The following is an 18882-nucleotide window of genomic DNA, read 5'->3' on the forward strand; positions in this document are numbered from 1 at the left end:
GCAACGGATCAGTAGTTCGGCTGGAACTTCCGAATTGCCGCCTTCGCTTCCGCATTCAGCTCGAACCCCTTGCCGAACTTGGCCGCCAGTTCGGCGCAGCGCTGCTCGAACGCGTCGATGCCCTGCCCGTAGATGAACTGCATCGCCCCGCCGGTCCAGCCTGGAAAGCCGATGCCGAAGATGCTGCCGATGTTGGCGTCGTGCACGCTGGTGAGCACGCCCTCGGCCAGGCAGCGCGCGGTTTCGACCGACTGGCGGTAGAGCAGGCGGTCCTGGATGTCCTTCACGTTCCACTCGACGCCGGGCTTCTCGAACAGCGTTTTCAGCTCGGGCCACAGTTGCTTCTTCCCGCCCTGCGGGTAGTCGTAGAAGCCGCCGCCCGCGGCACGGCCGCTGCGTTTCAGCTCCTTCACCATGCGCTCGACCAGCAACTCGCCGGACGTCGCCTCGTAGGTCTTGCCCTCGGCGGCGAAGTCGGCGCGGGTCTGATCCAGCACATGCACCGACAGCGACAGCGCGGTTTCGTCCAGCACGGCCAGCGGGCCGACAGGCAGGCCGGCCTGCACGGCGGCGTTCTCGATGACGGCGGCGGGGATGCCCTCGCCCAGCATGGCCGCGCCTTCCATCACATAGGTGCCGAAGGTGCGGCTGGTGTAGAAGCCGCGCGAATCGTTGACCACGATGGGCAGCTTGCCCAGGGCCAGCACGTAGTCGAAGGCGCGCGCCACGGTTTCGTCGTCGGTCGTTTCCCCACGGATGATCTCGACCAGCTTCATCTTGTCGACCGGGCTGAAGAAGTGGATGCCGACGAACTTCTCCGGCCGCTTCGATGCCTGTGCGAGCCCGCTGATGGGCAGCGTGCTGGTGTTGCTGGCGAAGAAGCCACCCTCGGCCAGCAGCGGCTCGGCCTCCTGCGTCACCTTGGCCTTCAGCTCGCGGTTCTCGAACACGGCCTCGATGATCAGCTCGCACCCCTTCAGGTCGGCCACGTCGGCCGTCGGCGTGATGCGGCCCAGCAGCGCGGTCTGGTCGTGCGGGTTCATGCGGCCCTTGTCGACGCGCGATTGCGTGAGCTTCTGACTGTAGGCCTTGCCGTGCTCTGCTTTTTCAAGCGAGACGTCCTTCAGCACCGTGGCGATGCCGCGGCTGGCCTGTGCGTAGGCGATGCCGGCGCCCATCATCCCCGCCCCCAGGATGCCCACCTTCTGCGGCTTGTACTTGGGCACGTCCTTCGGCCGCGACTGCCCGCTCTTGATCGCGTTCAGGTTGAAGAAGAACGTGTTGATCATGTTCTTCGCCACCGGGCTCACCATCAGGCTGGCGAGGTAGCGGCTTTCGATGCGCATCGCCGTATCGAAGTCGACCTGCGCGCCTTCCACCATGGCTGCCAGCGTGGCGTGCGGCGCGGGGTACAGGCCGCGCGTCTTGGTCTTGAGCATCGCGGGCGCGACCACCAGGCCACCGGCGATCTTGGGGTTGCTCGGCGTGCCGCCGGGCATCTTGTAATCCTTGCGGTCCCACGGGTGCGTGGCGGCATCGGCGCTGCCCTGCACCGACGCGATCCAGGCTTTGGCACGCGGCAGCAGCTCGTCGGCGCTGGCCACCAGCTCATGCACCAGGCCCAGCTGATGCGCCTCGGCGGGGTTGAACATCTTGCTCTCCAGCACGTAGGGCTGCGCGCCCATCAGGCCGAGCAGTCGCACCATCTTGGTGATGCCGCCGCCGCCCGGCAGCAGGCCGATGGTGACCTCGGGCAGGCCGAACTGGATCTTCGGGTCGTCGACGGCGATGCGGTGATGGCCGATGAGCGCCACCTCCCAGCCACCGCCCAGCGCCGCGCCGTTCAGGCAGCTCACCACCGGCTTGCCCAGCGTCTCCAGCGTGCGGAAGTTCTTCTTGATGCGCTCGATCTCGGCGAAGACCTTGGGCGCGTCGGCGGCTGTCATTCGCATCACGCCCTTCAGGTCGGCGCCGGCGAAGAAGGTCTTCTTGGCCGAGGCGAGCACGATGCCCTGGATGGCGTCCTGGTCCTTCACCACCTGCTCGGTGACGGCCTGAAGGTCGTCCTGCCACTGCAGGCACATGGTGTTGACGGGCGAGCCTTCCTCGTCAAACGTGATGGTGGCGATGCCGTCGGCCAGCGCGTAATGCAAGGTCTTGAGTTTCATGATTCTATGGATTTGATAGCTGCTTGCGCTTGTACAGCAAGGGATGCAGGCATATTTGACTTAAAAAAACCCAACAACCGGGCGCAGAGAGCGCAGAAATTTCGCAGAGGACGCAAAAGGAAAAACAAAGTTTTTTTGGCTGTTCTTTCTGCGTCCTCTGCGAAACCTTTGCGTCCTCTGCGTCCGGATGTCCGGATGTCCGGATGCCCGGATGCCCGGCTGTCCGGCTGTTGCGGCCCGCACGAGACTCACAGCCGCTCGACGATGGTGGCGATGCCCATGCCGCCGCCCACGCACAGCGTGGCCAGGCCGTAGCGCAGCTGCCGGCGGTGCAATTCGTCGATCAGCGTGCCGAGGATCATGGCGCCCGTGGCGCCCAGCGGGTGGCCCATGGCGATGGCGCCACCGTTCACGTTCACCTTCTCGTGCGGCACGTCGAATGCCTTCATGAACTTCATCGGCACGGCGGCGAAGGCCTCGTTGACCTCGAACAGGTCGATGTCCTCGATCTTCAACCCCGCCTTGGCCAGCGCCTTGCGCGTGGCGGGCATGGGGCCGGTGAGCATGATGGTCGGGTCGGCACCGCTCAGCGCCGTGGCGACGATGCGCGCGCGCGGCTTGAAGCCGTGCGTCTTGATAGCGGCCTCGTTGCCGACCAGCACCGCCGCCGCGCCATCGACGATGCCCGACGAGTTGCCGGCGTGGTGCACGTGCACGATGCGCTCCACCTGCGGGTAGCGGCCGATGGCGACCGCGTCGAAGCCCATCGCGCCCAACTGCTCGAACGAGGGCTTGAGGCCCGCCAGCGCCTCCACCGTGGTGCGAGGCTTGATGAACTCGTCTTCATCCAGGATGGTCTGGCCCAGCATGTCCGTCACCGGCACGATGGAGTTCCTGAAATAACCCTCGGCCCGCGCCTGCGCGGCGCGCTGCTGCGAGGTGACGGCGAAGCGGTCCACGTCCTCGCGCGAGAAGCCTTCCAGCGTGGCGATCAGGTCGGCGCCCACGCCCTGCGGCACGAAGTCGGTGGCGCTGTTGGTGGCCGGGTCCTGCGCCCAGGCGCCACCGTCGGCGCCGATGGGCACGCGGCTCATGCTCTCCACGCCGCCCGCCACCACCAGGTCTTCCCAGCCTGAGCGGACTTTCTGCGCCGCCATGTTCACCGCCTCCAGCCCCGAGGCGCAGAAACGGTTGAGCTGCACGCCGGCGCACTGCCAGTCCCAGCCGGCCTTCAGCGCCGCCACCTTGGCGATGACCGAGCCCTGCTCGCCGATGGGCGACACGACGCCCATCACCACGTCGTCGACGGCGGCCGTGTCCAGGTCGTGGCGGCGGCGCAGCGCATCCAGCGTGCCGGCCAGCAGGTCGACGGGCTTGACCTCGTGCAGGCTGCCGTCCTTCTTGCCCTTGCCGCGCGGCGTGCGCACGGCGTCGAAAACATAGGCTTCGGTCATCGAGTGGTCTCCTTGCAGGTGCTTCGTTTCAGTATAGGGATTCGATCGGGTGAACGCGCGGCCCAGGCCGCCGCCCGGCGCGCACGCCTGTCCGCCGGGCGACAGCGGGGAGCAGCGGCCAGTGACGCGCCGAGCGGGCACTACAGGGTTTGCGCTATCCAACCCCGGGCCGTTGGGCCACTAAAGTGACGCGCAACTTTCACATTGGACGGGCAGGGGACACATTGCAGTTTCTGCAGTTGGTGATCAGTGGCATTGCGCAAGGCTGCATCTACGGCCTGATCGCGCTGGGCTTCGTGCTGATCTACAAGGCCACGGAGACCGTCAGCTTTGCACAGGGCGACCTGATGATGCTGGGCGCCTTCGGCGGCCTGGCCGGCATGACCATGCTGGGCTTTCCGTTCTGGCTGGCGGTGCCGGCGGCCATCGCGGCGATGGCGCTGTTCGGCGTGCTGACCGAGCGCGTGGTGATCCGCCCCATCCTGGGCCAGCCGGCGTTTTCCATCGTCATGCTGACCATCGGCATCGGCTACGTCGCACGCGGGCTGATCACCATGCTGCCCGGCATCGGCACCGACACCCACACCCTGCCCGTGCCCTACCGCAACGTGACCTGGAACGCGGGCGGCCTGATCCTCAGCGCCGAGCACATGGTGGTGATCGTGGTCACCGCGCTGCTGTGCCTGGGCCTGTTCGCCATGTTCCGCTACAGCAAGCTGGGCATCGCCATGCAGGCTTCGTCGCAGAACCAGCTGGCGGCGTACTACATGGGCATCCCGGTGAAGCGGCTGAACGGGCTGGTATGGGGCCTGGCGGCGGCGGTGGCGGCTATTGCGGGCCTGCTGCTGGCGCCCATCACCTTCGTGCACGCCAACATGGGCTTCATCGGGCTGAAGGCGTTTCCGGCCGCCGTGGTGGGCGGCTTCGGCAGCCTGCCCGGCGCCATCGTGGGCGGGCTGATCATCGGCATCGTCGAGTCGCTGTCGGGCTTCTACCTGCCCGAGGGCTTCAAGGACATCGCCGCCTATGTGGTCGTCTTGATCATGCTGATGGTCAAGCCCAACGGCCTGTTCGGCGACAAGCTGACGAAGAAGGTATGACCCCCCTGAGCCGCTCCGCGTCTTCCACCCTTTGCTATGCGGGGGGGACACCGCCAGTGGCCGGCACAGGTCCGGCCACGGCGGTCGCTGGTATCGCCGGCTCCGCGGCGGTCGGTCTGCTGGTGTTGACGATGCTGGCGATGCAAACCGCCGGGGGCGGCTGACACATGCGCTTCATCTTCAAGACCAGCTACGAGCAGGACATCCGCCTGGCCAAGCACGGCGGGCATGTGTTCTGGTATTCGGCGCTGTTGCTGTTCATGTTCGCCGCGCCCTGGCTGCTGCCGGAGTACTGGCTGGCGCAGCTCACCTTCGTGCTGATCTACAGCGTGGTCGGCCTGGGGCTGATGCTGCTGGCAGGCTTCACCGGGCAGTTCTCGCTGGGGCATGCGGCCTTTCTGGGCGTGGGCGCCTACACGCAGGGCGTGCTGACCAACCTGGGGCTGCCGTTTCCCATCGCCATGGCGTGCTCGGCGCTGGTGGCCGCCGCCGTGGGCGTGGTGGTCGGCCTGCCGGCGCTGCGGCTCAAGGGCATCTACCTGGGCATCGCCACCTTGGCCTTCGGCTTCATCGTCGAAGAAGTGTTCGCGCGCTGGGACCGCCTGACCGGCGGCAACGCCGGCATGCACGTCAAGTCGCCCGCCATCTTCGGCTGGTCGATCGAGACCGGCACGGGCTTCTATCTGCTGTGCCTGCTCACCGTGGTGCTGGTCACCCTGGGTGTGCTGAACCTGCTGCGCTCGTCCACCGGGCGCGCCTTCGTGGCGATCCGCGACTCGGAAATCTCGGCGCAGAGCATGGGCATTCACCTGGCGCGCTACAAGACGCTGTCGTTCGCGCTGTCGGCGGCGCTGGCGGGCCTCGGCGGCGCGCTGTATGCGCACCAGATCCAGTTCCTCTCGCCCGACCAGTTCAGCATCCTGCAGTCGATCGACCTGCTGCTGATGGTGGTGATCGGCGGGCTGGGCTCGGTGCACGGGGCGTTTCTGGGTGCGGCGTTCCTGATCGCCATGCCCCAGCTCATCGCCATGGTCAAGGACTACCTGCCCGCTGCCATCGGCTACGCGCCGGGGCTGCAGGGCTTCGTGTACGGCGCGGTGCTGATCGCCTTTGTGCTGTTCGAGCCGCTCGGCCTGTACGGGCGCTGGCTCAAGGTGCGCACCTGGCTGCAGCTGTTCCCGTTCTACCGCAAGGGCATGTTCAAGCGGCAGAAGTCGTTCCAGAAGTCGGACAGGTTGAAATGATCCCCCCTGAGTCGCTGCACGCCCTCCCCCCTAAGGGGGGACGCACCCCATGGCCGGGGACGCCCCGTCCATGGGTGCATTGGCGTGGCGTGCTCCGCGGCCGGTCGAGGTGGGCGCCTGTGGACGAGCGGCGTTTCCGGGTCGAACGAAGCGTTGGCCCTCACCCCAACCCTTCCCGCCTGCGGGAGAGGGAGCAAGACAGCTCGCCGCGCGAAGCAGCGGCGCAGGCCAACCGAAGGCCGAGCGCAGCGATGGCCCGTGTGGACTTCACTTCCCCTCTGGCCGTGCCGAGAAGCGCAGGGCGTGGGGCGGGCGCGGCAGCGCAGCATGCCGCGCTTCGTGCTCTGACTTGCTGCGGATGTTTGAGCGGCGTGAGCGAAGCGAACAAAGCGAGTTCCGCAGCGCCGCCCCGCGCCCGAGCATCGCAGGTTGCCCGCAGCGAAGCGGAGGGACACGGCCAGCGGGGTCGCCTTTTCTTTGGTTACTTTCTTTTGGCGAGACAAAAGAAAGTGACTGCGCCGCCGGGCGCACATCCCGGCCAGCAGCGCCTCCAATCCATGCCCGACTCGCCGCGCCGCACCCAGCCCCTCACCCCAGCCCTCTCCCCAACGGGGAGAGGGAGAAAGCCCTGAAGTGACCCAGGAAGTGTTGCTTTCCGCCCGCAACCTCAGCGTCCGCTTCGGCGGCGTGCTGGCCGTGAACGACGTCAGCTTCGACGTGCGCCGGGGCGAGGTGTTCACCCTGATCGGCCCCAACGGCGCCGGCAAGACCACGGTGTTCAACCTCATCAGCCGCATCTACACGCCCACCACGGGCGAAATCGACTACGCTGGCCCCGACGGCATGCTGAAGCTGACCGCCCAGCCGGCGCACCGCGTGGCCGGCCTGGGCATTGCCCGCACCTTCCAGAACATCGAGCTGTTCGAGCACGCCACCGTGCTGCACAACCTGCTGATCGGCCGCCACACGCACCGCCAGACAGGGTTCTGGAGCGAGCTGTTCTTCACCCCCGCCACGCGCGCCGCCGAGCTGCAGGCGCGCGAGCGGGTCGAGCGCGTGATCGAGCTTCTGGACTTGCAGCACCACCGCGACGCGATGGTGGCCGGCCTGCCCTACGGCGTGCGCAAGGTGGTCGAGCTGGCGCGCGCGCTGTGCGCCGAACCGCGCCTGCTGCTGCTGGACGAGCCCTCGTCCGGCCTGAACGTGGAAGAGACCGAGGACATGGCGTTCTGGATCCAGGACATCGTGCAGGAGCTGGGCGTGACGGTGCTGATGGTGGAGCACGACATGAGCCTGGTGTCGCGCGTGTCCGACCGCGTGCTGGCCATGAACCAGGGCCAGGTGCTGGCCATGGGCACGCCGCGCGAGGTGCAGACCGACCCGGCCGTGGTCGAGGCCTACCTGGGTTCGGTCGACGATGTGGCGTCGCTGCGCAGGGAGAACGCATGAGCGACATCATGTTGAAGCTCCTCAACGTCGAGAGCAGCTACGGCCCCATCAAGGCCATCCGCGGCGTCAGCCTGCAGGTGGAACGCGGCCAGATCGCCACCGTGCTGGGCAGCAACGGCGCCGGCAAGAGCACCATCCTGAAGACCATCTCGGGCATCATCGACCCGCGCAAGGGCTCGGTCGAGTTCAAGGGCCAGGACATCACCGCGCGCGATCCGGCCCACATCGTGCAGCGCGGCCTGTCGCACGTGCCCGAGGGGCGCGAGGTGTTTCCGCTGCTGTCGGTGCGCGACAACCTGCTGATGGGCGCCTACACCCGCCGCGACCGCGACGGCGTGGCGCGCGACATGGAACAGGTGTATGCCTGCTTCCCGATCCTGAAGGAGCGCGCCGCGCAGAACGCCGGCCTGCTGTCGGGCGGCCAGCAGCAGATGCTGGCCATCAGCCGCGCGCTGATGGCCGCGCCCGAGCTGATCCTGCTGGACGAGCCCAGCCTGGGCCTGTCGCCCAAGCTGACCAAGGAAATCTTCGAGATCGTGGTGCGCATCAACCGCGAGCGCGGCACCACCATCCTGCTGGTGGAGCAGAACGCCAACATGGCCCTGAACGCCGCCGACTACGGCTACGTGCTCGAGAACGGCCGCATCGTGATGGAAGACAGCTGTGCCGCCCTGCGCGAGAAGGACGACATCAAGGAGTTCTATCTGGGCATGAAGGACGAAGGCGTGCGCGGCGAGCGGCGCTGGAAGAAGAAGAAGACCTGGAGATAGGCATGTCGAATCTTTGGGACCTCACCCACATCCAGCCCAGGTCGGGCAGCGTGCTCGACGGCGACACCATCGCCGCGATGTTCTGGAACGCCGTGGCGCAGCGCGGCGACAAGGTGTGGCTGCGCGAGAAGCACCTCGGCATCTGGCGCAGCTGGAGTTGGACGCAGGTGGGCGAGGCCGTGCGCGAGATCGCCGGCGGGCTGATGAGCCTGGGGCTGGCGCCCGGCGACACCGCGTCGATCCTCTCCAACACCGTGCTCGAATGGGTGCTGGCCGACCTGGCCGTGCTGTCGGCCGGCGGCGTGTCCAACGGCGTCTACCCCACCGACGCCGCCAGCCAGGTGCACTACCTGTGCGAAGACTCGCGCACCAGTGTGCTGTTCGTCGAAAACGACGAACAGCTCGACAAGGCCCTGGAAGTGCGCGAGCGCCTGCCGCTGCTGAGGAAGATCGTCGTCTTCGACATGGACGGCCTGCGCGGCCTGGACGAACCGGACGTGATCGGCCTGGACGCCCTGCGCGCGCTGGGCCGCGACTACAACGCCCAGCACCCCGATGCCGTGGCACAGCGCGTGGCCGCCTGCCGGCCCGAGGACCTGGCCATCCTGGTCTACACCTCGGGCACCACCGGCAAGCCCAAGGGCGCCATGCACACGCACGCCGGGCTGACCTACACGGTGCGCGGCTTCAACACCCTGATCGCCCGCAACGAGGACGACGAGGGCATGTGCTTTCTGCCCCTGTGCCACATCGCCGAGCGCATGGGCGGCGAATACTTCTCGCTCTACACCGGCGCGCGGCTCAACTTCGTCGAGAACCCCGACACCGTGCCCGAGAACGTGCGCGAGATCGCCCCCACGGTGTTCACCGCCGTGCCGCGCGTGTGGGAGAAGTTCTATTCGGGCGTGATGATCGCGCTGAAGGAAGGCACGCGCTTGCAGCAGGCGGTGTACGGCTGGGGCATCGGCGTGGGCCACCGCATTGCCGAGCTGGTGATGGCCGGCCAGCCGGTGCCGGCCCTGCTGAAGGCGCAGTTCAGGCTGGCGCGCTGGCTGGCGCTGGACAACGTGCGCAAGCTGATCGGCATTCACCGCGCGCGCTTTCTGGTCACCGGCGCGGCGCCGATCTCGCCCGAGCTGGTGAAGTGGTACCTGGCGCTGGGCGTGCCGATGCTGGAGGTGTGGGGCATGACCGAGACCTGCGGCGCCTCCACCGGCGTGCCCATCGACCGCATCAAGCCCGGCTCCATCGGCCCGGCGGCCAGCTTCAACCAGCTGCGGCTCGACCCCGAGACGGGCGAGTTGCAGGTCAAGGGCGCCAACGTGTTCGCCGGCTACCTGAACCTGCCCGAGAAGACCGCCGAGACCTTCACCGCCGACGGCTGGCTGCGCACCGGCGACGTGGGCACGGTGGACGCGGACGGCTTCTACCGCATCACCGACCGCATGAAGGACATCATCATCACCGCCGGCGGCAAGAACGTGACGCCGAGCGAGCTGGAGAACGAGCTCAAGTTCAGCCCCTACGTCACCGACGCGGTGGTCATCGGCGACCAGCGGCCCTACCTGGTGGTGATCATCATGATCGACCAGGAGAACGTCGAGAAGTACGCGCAGGACCACGACGTGCCCTTCTCCAACTACGCCAGCCTGACGCGCGCGCCGGAAGTGCAGGCGCTGATCCAGGGCGTGATCGACGAGGTGAACACCAAGTTCGCCCGCGTCGAGCAGATCAAGAAGTTCTTTTTGCTCGACACCCAGCTCAGCGCCGAGGACGAGGAGCTGACGCCCACCATGAAGCTCAAGCGCCAGCTGGTGCAGACCAAGTACGCGCCGCAGATCGAGGCCATGTACCGGACATGAGTCACGGGTTGTCAGGGTAATCACTGCGGCCGGCGGCTGAACCCGGTGGCCACAATTCCGGTCGCATTCCATCATTCACAAGGAGACACCCATGCAACTGAAGCACGCACTCGTGGCCCTGGCCTGCACCCTGGCCGCCAGCGGACCGGCTCTTGCGCAAAGCCAGGGCGTGAGCAAGGACACCATCACGCTCGGATCGATCCAGGACCTGTCCGGCCCGCTGGCCGGCTTCGGCAAGCAGATCCGCATGGGCATGCAACTGCGCGTGGACGAGATCAACGAGCAAGGCGGCATCAACGGCCGCAAGCTGGCGCTCAAGGTCGAAGACTCGGGCTACGACCCCAAGCGCGCCGTGCTGGCCGCGCAGAAGCTGGTCAACCAGGACAAGATCTTCGCCATGGTGGGCACCATCGGCACAGCACCCAACGTGGCGGCTTTTCCCGTCATGTTCGATAAGAATGTGCTGAGCTTCTTTCCGGTCACGGCGGCACGCGAGATGTACGAGCCACACCACCGCCTGAAGTATTCGTTCGCCTCCACCTACTACGACCAGGTTCGGCTGGCGGCGCCCAAGCTGGTGAAGGAGAAAGGCGCCAAGAAAGTGTGCACGATCTACCAGGACGACGAGTTCGGCCTGGAGGTGCTACGCGGCGCCGAGGCGGGCCTAAAGACCATCGGCGTCGAACTGGCCGAAAAGACCTCCTTCAAGCGCGGCGCCACCGACTTCTCCTCGCAGGTCGCACGCATGAAGGCGGCCGGTTGCGACTTCGTGGTGCTGGGCACCCTGATCCGTGAGACCATCGGCACCATCGGCGAGTCGCGCAAGATCGGCTTCAACCCCACCTTCCTGGGTTCAGCCGGCGCCTATACCGAACTGATCCACAAGCTCGGCGGCAAGGCAATGGACGGCCTGTATGCCGCCATGACGGTGCAGCAACCGTACCTCGACGAAGCCTCGCAGCCGATCCGCTTCTGGGCCAACAAGTACAAGACCAAGTTCAACGAAGACCCGGCCGTGTTCTCGGTCTACGGCTACAGCCTGATCGACACGTTCAGCAAGGCCGCACAGAAGGCCGGCGCCAACCTGACGACGGACAGCTTCATCAAGGCCATGGACAGCATGACGCTGGAGCCCGACATGTTCGGATCACCGACCATGACCTTCTCGGCGACCAAGCGTCTGGGCAATGAATCTTCACGCCTGTCCCAGATCCAGGATGGTCGATGGAAGGTGGTTTCCGACTACATGAAGTAAGGGTCAGCCAGCGCCCACATCAGGCCGCCCGCGAGGCGGCCTTTTTCTTGTGTGCATAGCTTCAGCCCAGCGCCTTGCCCATCATCTGCCCCACGCGCACCGCGCCGCCGGGCGCCCAGTCGGGGTTGAACTTCAGCGTGGCCCGGGGCCACAGCAGCACCACGGTGGAGCCGAGCAGAAAGCGCCCCATCTCGTCGCCCTGCTTCAGCTCGATGCTCTGATCTTGATAGTTCCAGCGCTTGATTTCGCCAAGGCGGGGCGGGTTGACGACGCCGTGCCACACGGTCGCCATGCTGCCGACGATGGTGGCGCCCACCAGCACCAGCACGAAGGGGCCGCGCGCGGTGTCGAACACGCAGACCACGCGCTCGTTGCGCGCGAACAGCCCCGGCACGCCGCGCGCGGTGGTGGGGTTGACGCTGAACAGCTCGCCCGGCACGTACACCATCTGCTGCAGCCGGCCGGCGCAGGGCATGTGGATGCGGTGGTAGTCCTTGGGCGACAGGTACAGCGTGGCGAACTGACCGTGCGCGAACTCGGCCGCCAGCCTGGCATCGCCCGCCAGCAGCGCGGTGGTGCTGTAGGCGTGGCCCTTGGCCTGGAAGATCCGGCCCTGCTCAATGGCGCCGAACTGGCTGATGGCACCATCCACCGGGCACACGTAATCCGCCGCTGCCAGCGGCCGCGCGCCGTCGCGCAGCGGGCGGGTGAAGAAGTCGTTGAAGCTGGCGTAGCTGGCGATGTCGGGGTTGGCGGCCTCGCGCATGTCGACGCCGTAGCGCGCCACGAAGCGGCGGATGGCGGCGTGCGTGGCATCGCCCAGCCGCGCATCGGCGGCGCGGCCGGCCAGTTGGGTGAGCAGCTTCTTGGGCAGCAGGTATTGCGGCAGGACAGCGAGGCGATCGGACATGGGGGGATTCTAGGGAGCGCGCTGCCGCGTGGCCCCACCCTCACCCCAACCCTCTCCGGCACGGCGGGAGAGGGAGCCAACACCTTCAATCCAGGCTGATGTTCTTGCGCGCGATCAGCTTGCCGTACATCTGGCCCTTGGTGTGGGCCTGCTTGACGATCTCGTCGAGCGACCAGTTCACGTATTCGAAGGCGAAGGTGTCCATGCGCGCCTTGATGTCCGGGTCCTGCATGACCTTGGCGACGTCGGCCGCGATCCTGTCGCGCACCGTGGGGGCGATGCCCTTGGGCGCGGCCAGCACCACGAAGCTGCTCTGCGCGAAGTCCTTCGGGCCGCCGGCCTCGGCCACGGTGGGCAGCTCGGGCATCTGCGGGATGCGCCTGGGCGTGGCCACGCCCAGATAGCGCACCTTGTTCGCCTTGTACACGCCCTGGCTCGACGGAATGGTGCCGAGCGCCCAGGCGATCTCGCCGCCGGCCAGCGCGGTGAACATCTGGCCCGAATCCTTGAACGGGATGTGCTGCATGGCGATGCCGGTGCCCAGCTCCAGCTGCTCGCCGCCCAGGTGCGCCGGGCTGCCGATGCCCCACGAGCCATACGTCACCTTGTCCGGCTGCGCCCTGGCGGCCGCCACCAGATCGCCCACGTTCTTCCACGGCGAATTCACCGGCACGGTGATGAGAAAAGGCGTGTTGTAGAGCGAGGCCACCATGTCGTAGACCTGCAGCGTCTGGAAGTTGCGCGCCTTGTACAGCAGCGGCAGCGCGGCGAGCTGTTCGCTGTCGAGCTGCACCAGCGTGTAGCCGTCGGCCGGCAGGCGGCGCGTGGCCTCGAACACCACGAAGCCGCCGGCGCCGGGGCGGTTCTGCACCAGCACGGGCTGCTTCCACAGCGCGCCGAGCTTGTCGGTGATGGCGCGCAGCAGCGCATCGGGCCCGCTGCCGGGCGGGAAGGGGGTGAAGATGTTGACCGGCTTGCCAGGGAAGTCGCTTTGCGCCAACGCGGGCGCGGCGGCGCAGAAGGCGGTGGCGGCCAGCAGGGCCAGGGTGGTGCGGCGCTGAAGGGGCATGTTGTCTCCGTGGTTGCTTTTAATTTGATAGCTTATTGCGCTTTTTGGACGGGCGCTGGAGGCCGATTTGGCTTGAAACGCTTGAGGTCGCCTATTCAGGCTGGCCGATGGTCAGCGCGATCTCGCCCACGCCGTCGATGCGGCCGGTGATCACGTCGCCCGGCTGCACCGGGCCCACGCCCTCGGGCGTGCCGGTGTAGATCAGGTCGCCCGGCTGCAGGTGGTAGTACTGCGACAGGTTGGCCACGATCTCGGGCACGCTCCAGATCAGGTCCTTCAGGTCGGCGTTCTGCTTCACGGTGCCGTTGACGCTCAGGCTGATGGCGCCGGACTTGGGGTGGCCGATGGCGCTGGCGGGCACCAGCGCGCTCATCACGGCCGAGTTCTCGAAGTCCTTGCCGAAGTCCCACGGCCGGCCCATCTCGCGCGACTTGATCTGCAGGTCGCGCCGCGTCATGTCCAGCCCGCAGGCGTAACCCCACACGCAGTCCAGCGCGTTCTCCACGCTCACGCGGAAGGCCGGCTGACCGAGGGCGATGACCAGTTCCATCTCGTAGTGGTAGTTCTGGCTGCCCAGCGGGTAGGGCACGGTGGCGCCGCTCATCACCAGGTCGGCGGGCGTCTTGTTGAAGTAGAACGGCGGCTCGCGGTCGGGGTCGAACCCCATTTCGCGCGCGTGCGCGGCGTAATTGCGGCCGACGCAGAAAATGCGCGTGACGGCGTATTGCTGTTGGCTGCCACGCACGGGCACGGCGGCTTGGGGGGCGGGCGGGAAGACGTAGCTGGTCATGGAACAGGTCCTTGGTTCAGGAAGAGACACGCATTGTGGGAGCGGCCTTGGCCGCGATGGCAGCCTCACGTGTGGCGATGCGCCCCATCGCGGCCAAGGCCGCTCCCACAGGAGAAAGAAATCAGAAATCCTCGTAGAAGCCGAGCGCGCGCTGCATCGGCGCGTCGTCCACGTGGAACAGGTAGGCGTCCTTGGCGCGCGCGCGGTGCGTCACCTCGGCATGCGTCGGAATCGCCAGCGTATCGCCCTCGCCCCACTGCAGCGTCACGCCGTCGATCACCGACTCGCCCTGCCCTTCGATGACGTGGATCACGCTGCTGGCCGAGCGCTTGCGCGGTGAAAAATCCTGCCCCGCGCGCAGCTGTTGCGCCGAAAACCCCAGCGTCGGCAGGCAGGGTTTTCCCGTTTCGGGATTCACATACGCCAGTTGCACCGCCTCGTCCTTGGGCGTGACGGTGGCGATGGCGCCCAGCGCCTCGCGCACTTCCTTCCACGGGTAGCGGATCTGCGGGTAGTCGGCGCGCTGCGCCTGCCCGAGCGAGGCGTAGGGCAGCAGGCCGGCGCGGCGGTAGGTGTTCTGCGAGGCGTCCAGCGCATCGTTCAGCGTCTGCGACGGCCCTTCGATGGCGTAGCTGGCCTCCATGGCGTAGATCATCGGCAGGTCCAGCGCATCCAGCCATACCACCGGGCCGCTGCCTCCGTGGCCGTGCTCGTGCCAGTTGAGTGCGGGCGTCAGGATCAGGTCGCCCTTTTCCATCGGGCATTTCTCGCTGTTCACGGTGGTGTAGCCGCCGCTGCCCTCGATGACGAAGCGCACCGCCGTCGGCGTGTGGCGGTGGTTGGGCGCCACCTCGCCCGGCAGGATGAGTTGCAGGCCGACGTAGATGGTGGGCGTGGCCACCAGCTTGTCGAGCCCGTGGCCGGGGTTGCACAGCACCAGCACGCGGCGCTCGGCCTTCTCGATCGGCGTCAGCTCGCCCGCGCGCAGCAGGTGCGGGCGGATGTCCTGGTAGCGCCACATGAAGGGCTGCGTGGCGCGCGCCGGCTTGCCGCGCGGCAGCAGGCCGCGCAGCTGCGGCCACAGCGGCGCGACGGAGAGGTCGTTGATCGCCTTGACGTAGTCGGCCGGCAGGTCTTCCAGCCGGCCCAGGCTGTCGGCGTGGCCGAGCGAATTCACGGCGTCGAGCGCGTTCATGCGGGTTGTCTCCTGTGATTGGACGTGGCGCATGGACGAGCCGCCAGACCATTTGATATGCGTGCTTATCAACAGTTTAGCGTCTGGATTCCGGTCATGTAAACGCCGCCATCGGCGCGGCGCGCGGGCACAATGGCCGCCTCATGACCGCTGCCCCGCCGCTGCTCGATGTGCGTGATCTCGCCAAGACCTATGGCGATGCGCGCGTGGTGGATGGCGTGTCGTTCAGCATCGTGCCGGGCGAATGCCTGGGTGTGATCGGCCCCAACGGCGCGGGCAAGACCACCACCATCCGCATGTGCCTGGGGCTGACGGCGCCGGATGCGGGCAGCATCCGCTACTTCGCGCGTGACGATGGCACGACGCTGGAGATGCCGCGCGATGGCCTGGCCATCAAGGCACGCCTCGGCGTGGTAGCGCAGTTCGATTCGCTCGACCCGGACTTCAGCTGCGCCGAGAACCTGTACGTGTTCGGCCGCTACTTCGGCCTGCGCCGCACGCAGATGGCCGAGCGGGTGCCGCAGTTGCTGGACTTCGCCGCGCTCGGCCACAAGGCGAGCGCCAAGCCGGCCGAGCTGTCGGGCGGCATGAAGCGCCGCCTGTCGCTGGCGCGTGCGCTGGTGAACAACCCCGATTTGCTGCTGCTTGACGAGCCGACCACCGGCCTCGATCCGCAGGCGCGCCACCTGATGTGGGAGCGCCTGCAGCGCCTGCTGGCCGAGGGCAAGTCGATCCTGTTGACCACGCACTTCATGGACGAGGCCGAGCGCCTGTGCCAGCGCCTGCTGGTGCTGGACCACGGCCGCAAGATCGCCGAGGGCCGCCCGCGCGAATTGATTGCCGAGCATCTGGAACCCGAGGTGGTCGAGGTCTACGGCCAGGGCGCGCTGGCGCTGGCCGATTCGCAGCTGGCCGCGCACACCGAGCGCGTGGAGAAGAGCGGCGAGACGGTGTTCTTCTACACCCGCCACGCGCGCCCCTTGCTGCAGGCGCTGGAAGCGCACCCGCAACTGCGCACGCTGCACCGGCCGGCGAACCTGGAGGACCTGTTCCTCAAGCTGACGGGCCGGCAGATCCGTGAAGATGGTTGACATGAACGACACGAGGCGCCCGCCAGCCCCTGAATGTGGGAGCGGCCTTGGCCGCGATGGAGCATTTCGCCCCACGCCACGCTGCATCGCGGCCAAGGCCGCTCCCACACAGACCGCGACGCGCCGCGCCGTGAACCGCCTGCCATGAACGAACCCTCCGTCTGGTCCCCACCGCGCCTGTCGATGCGCTGGTGGCCGGTGTTCCAGCGCAACCTGCTGGTGTGGCGCAAGCTGGCCATCCCGAGCCTGCTGGCCAATATCGGTGAACCGCTGCTGTGGCTGGTGGCCTTCGGCTACGGCCTGGGCGCCATGGTGGGGCGCGTGCCGACGCATGGGCAGGAGGTGCCCTACATCCTGTTCCTGGCCAGCGGCAGCATCTGCATGAGCGCGATGAACGCCGCCAGCTTCGAGGCGCTGTATTCGGCCTTCTCGCGCATGCACGTGCAGAAGACCTGGGACGGCATCCTGAACACGCCCGTGCAGCTCGACGACGTGGTGCTGGCCGAGATGCTGTGGGCCGGCTTCAAGGCGCTGTTCTCGGTCGTCGCCATCCTGGGCGTGATGCTGGCGCTGAAGATCAGCCTGTCTCCGAAACTCATCCTGGTGCCGCCCATCCTGCTGTTCGCCGGCGTCACCTTTGCCAGCATGGCGCTGGTGTTCAACGCCAAGGCCAGGAGCTACGACTTCTTCACCTACTACTTCGCGGTGCTGCTGTCGCCGATGATGTTCCTCTCCGGCGTATTCTTTCCACGCACGCAGCTGCCGGCGTTCGCACAGGCCATCACCGACTGGCTGCCGCTGACGGCGGCGGTGGAGCTGGTGCGGCCGCTGTTCCTGAACCAGTGGCCGGCCGAAGCCTGGCGGCATCTGGGCATCCTGGCGGTGTGGGCGGGCGTCAGCTTCTGGGTGGCGCTGGCGTTCACGCGGCAGCGGTTCAGGCGTTGAGACGCACGCGGGGCAAATGCGCTTGAAGCCGCGGCTTCGACCGCCCGCCCACCCGCTCATGCATGGCGAGTGATTGCGGCCCCAACACACGCCTGAACTTCGCCTGGCCACCCACCCAGCCGCCCGACAGATTGACATGACAGATTGACAGGCCGGCGCCCGGCGCGGCCTGTCAATCTGGCAGCCTGCTCGCCGCCGTCAGGCGCAAACCCAGGCGCGACAAGCACTTGCATCAGCCCATCGGGCTGGCAAGCAGCTTGCTTCATTCCATGCGAGCAACAAGCACTTATGGATGGAGCATGAAGCCGACCCTCGCATTGACCGCTTTATGGCTGGGCAGCGTTGTGGCCGCGCAGGCACAGGAGCCCGCGGCATCGGCGCCCGCATCGGCCACCGCCGCAGCGCAGCCGGCCGGCGTGCCGGTGGCGGGCCTGCGCCCTTACGAGCGGCCCGAAGGCGCGCCGCGCCAGACAGAGCCGCCGGCCACGCCCGAGCAGATGGGTCGCTGGCTGCGTGGCGTGTCGCAGCCGCACCCCGGCAACGTCGAATCCATAGCGGGCACAGGCCACTGGTGGGTGCCATTGCGGGGGCCGGGCATGACCCCGCCGTACGACCCGCGCGGCTGGCATGGCGAAGCGCCATCCTCCGCACCCGCGACCCAGGCGCCCGCCAGCACCGCGTCCCGTTGAGTCAAGACGAGTTTCCGCCGTCCATGACCCGCACCCAGAACATGTCTGCCCCGCGCGCCTCGGCGCATGCGGCGTGCGGACTCCCCGAATCGCCGCAGCCGTGCAAGGCGGCGCGTCGATGCTGCCGACAGGCAGGGGCCGCAAGGCCCGATTGTTTTCCTTGTTTTTTTGCATCGAAGGAGATCTCCATGAAACTGGTTCGTCAAGCACTTGGCCTGTCGGTGATGGCGGCTGCACTGGCCGCATTGCCCGCCATGGCACAGCAATCCGGCATGAGCGGCATGTCGGGCATGAGCGGTCAGAAAGGCATGAGCGGCATGTCTGGCCAGCAAGGCATGTCGGGTATGTCTGGCATGAGCGGCAACAAGCCCGCCGCTGGCGAGCAGAACCCCGGCATGGGTGGCATGTCGGGCATGAGCGGCATGAGCGGTATGTCCGGCATGTCGGGCCAGCAGGGCATGTCGGGAATGTCGGGCATGAGCGGCCAGCAAGGCATGTCGGGCATGAGCGGCATGTCCGGCCAGCAGGGCATGAGCGGCATGTCGGGAATGTCCGGCAACAAGGCCAAGGCCCCCGCCAAGAAGAAAAAGAAAGCCACCACCAAGAAGCGCCGCACCCAGCGTCAGCAGGGCATGAGCGGCATGTCGGGTATGAGTGGGATGTCCGGCATGAGCGGCATGTCCGGTATGTCGGGCCAACAAGGCATGAGCGGCATGTCGGGGATGTCCGGCATGAGCGGCCAGCAAGGCATGTCGGGCATGTCCGGCCAGCAGGGCATGGGCGGCATGTCCGGCAACAAGTAATCCGATAGGACGGTCCTGCCAGCCGGGCTTTGGCCTGGCTGGCCTTGCCGGGGCTTTCCGCGTGGACTGCCCCCGGCCTTTTCCGACA

The 18882-nt window shown here is 67.2% G+C and carries 16 protein-coding genes; 10 read left to right on the forward strand and 6 right to left on the reverse strand.

The features are described from left to right. Positions 1 to 8 precede the first annotated feature (8 nt). Together ACFSCU_RS02415 and ACFSCU_RS02420 are read right to left on the reverse strand one after the other, a co-directional pair. Complete coding sequence (locus ACFSCU_RS02415; RefSeq protein WP_180549994.1) at positions 9 to 2168, reverse strand: 3-hydroxyacyl-CoA dehydrogenase NAD-binding domain-containing protein; 2160 nt, start codon at positions 2166 to 2168, stop codon at positions 9 to 11. 248 nt (positions 2169 to 2416) lie between these two features. Further along, positions 2417 to 3622: an acetyl-CoA C-acetyltransferase gene (locus ACFSCU_RS02420; RefSeq protein ID WP_180549995.1), complete on the reverse strand. Its 1206-nt coding sequence runs from the start codon at positions 3620 to 3622 to the stop codon at positions 2417 to 2419. 224 nt (positions 3623 to 3846) lie between these two features. Here ACFSCU_RS02420 and ACFSCU_RS02425 point away from each other — a divergent pair, with 224 nt between their 5' ends. The 6 genes from ACFSCU_RS02425 (at position 3847) to ACFSCU_RS02450 (ending at position 11302) form a co-directional block, all read left to right on the forward strand. After that, a complete protein-coding gene (locus tag ACFSCU_RS02425; protein WP_180549996.1) occupies positions 3847 to 4722 on the forward strand; it encodes a branched-chain amino acid ABC transporter permease in 876 nt (291 codons plus the stop codon). Positions 4723 to 4889: 167 nt separating this feature from the next. After that, a complete protein-coding gene (locus ACFSCU_RS02430; RefSeq protein WP_180549997.1) occupies positions 4890 to 5966 on the forward strand; it encodes a branched-chain amino acid ABC transporter permease in 1077 nt (358 codons plus the stop codon). A gap of 633 nt (positions 5967 to 6599) precedes the next feature. Next, positions 6600 to 7415 carry an ABC transporter ATP-binding protein gene (locus ACFSCU_RS02435; RefSeq protein ID WP_377559795.1) on the forward strand — a complete coding sequence of 272 codons (816 nt, stop codon included), beginning with the start codon at positions 6600 to 6602 and terminating at the stop codon, positions 7413 to 7415. Continuing rightward, positions 7412 to 8185, forward strand: a complete 774-nt coding sequence (locus ACFSCU_RS02440) for an ABC transporter ATP-binding protein (RefSeq protein WP_180551716.1) — start codon at positions 7412 to 7414, stop codon at positions 8183 to 8185. Before ACFSCU_RS02435 ends, ACFSCU_RS02440 begins: the two co-directional genes overlap by 4 nt. Before the next feature lie 2 nt (positions 8186 to 8187). Continuing rightward, positions 8188 to 10047: an AMP-dependent synthetase/ligase gene (locus tag ACFSCU_RS02445; protein WP_377559796.1), complete on the forward strand. Its 1860-nt coding sequence runs from the start codon at positions 8188 to 8190 to the stop codon at positions 10045 to 10047. A gap of 91 nt (positions 10048 to 10138) precedes the next feature. Then, positions 10139 to 11302 (forward strand): ABC transporter substrate-binding protein, encoded by a 1164-nt coding sequence (locus ACFSCU_RS02450; protein WP_180549998.1) that lies wholly within the window; start codon positions 10139 to 10141, stop codon positions 11300 to 11302. 61 nt (positions 11303 to 11363) lie between these two features. Here ACFSCU_RS02450 and asd read toward each other — a convergent pair whose 3' ends face one another. The 4 genes from asd to ACFSCU_RS02470 form a co-directional block, all read right to left on the reverse strand. Continuing rightward, on the reverse strand, positions 11364 to 12212 hold the full coding sequence (gene asd / locus ACFSCU_RS02455; RefSeq protein WP_377559797.1) for an archaetidylserine decarboxylase: 849 nt from the start codon (positions 12210 to 12212) through the stop codon (positions 11364 to 11366). Positions 12213 to 12297: 85 nt separating this feature from the next. Continuing rightward, complete coding sequence (locus ACFSCU_RS02460; protein ID WP_377559799.1) at positions 12298 to 13281, reverse strand: Bug family tripartite tricarboxylate transporter substrate binding protein; 984 nt, start codon at positions 13279 to 13281, stop codon at positions 12298 to 12300. A 91-nt stretch (positions 13282 to 13372) separates the two neighbouring features. Next, positions 13373 to 14071: a fumarylacetoacetate hydrolase family protein gene (locus ACFSCU_RS02465; RefSeq protein ID WP_377559801.1), complete on the reverse strand. Its 699-nt coding sequence runs from the start codon at positions 14069 to 14071 to the stop codon at positions 13373 to 13375. Positions 14072 to 14192: 121 nt separating this feature from the next. Beyond that, on the reverse strand, positions 14193 to 15266 hold the full coding sequence (locus ACFSCU_RS02470; RefSeq protein WP_180549999.1) for a cupin domain-containing protein: 1074 nt from the start codon (positions 15264 to 15266) through the stop codon (positions 14193 to 14195). A 143-nt stretch (positions 15267 to 15409) separates the two neighbouring features. Between ACFSCU_RS02470 and ACFSCU_RS02475 the strand changes: the two genes are divergently transcribed. The 4 genes from ACFSCU_RS02475 to ACFSCU_RS02490 all read left to right on the forward strand — a co-directional run bounded on the left by ACFSCU_RS02475 (position 15410) and on the right by ACFSCU_RS02490 (position 18794). Next, on the forward strand, positions 15410 to 16357 hold the full coding sequence (locus tag ACFSCU_RS02475; protein WP_180550000.1) for an ATP-binding cassette domain-containing protein: 948 nt from the start codon (positions 15410 to 15412) through the stop codon (positions 16355 to 16357). Positions 16358 to 16501: 144 nt separating this feature from the next. Beyond that, the gene (locus ACFSCU_RS02480; protein WP_180550001.1) at positions 16502 to 17302 is read left to right on the forward strand and encodes an ABC transporter permease; all 801 of its coding nucleotides are present in this window, start codon (positions 16502 to 16504) and stop codon (positions 17300 to 17302) included. 299 nt (positions 17303 to 17601) lie between these two features. After that, positions 17602 to 17991 carry a hypothetical protein gene (locus tag ACFSCU_RS02485; RefSeq protein ID WP_180550002.1) on the forward strand — a complete coding sequence of 130 codons (390 nt, stop codon included), beginning with the start codon at positions 17602 to 17604 and terminating at the stop codon, positions 17989 to 17991. 23 nt (positions 17992 to 18014) lie between these two features. Next, positions 18015 to 18794, forward strand: coding sequence for a hypothetical protein (locus ACFSCU_RS02490; protein ID WP_377559802.1), 780 nt, complete (start codon positions 18015 to 18017; stop codon positions 18792 to 18794). Positions 18795 to 18882 lie beyond the last annotated feature (88 nt).

Origin of the sequence: Ottowia beijingensis, from assembly GCF_042680925.1 — a bacterium.
GTDB classification, from domain to species: Bacteria; Pseudomonadota; Gammaproteobacteria; order Burkholderiales; family Burkholderiaceae_C; genus Ottowia; species Ottowia beijingensis.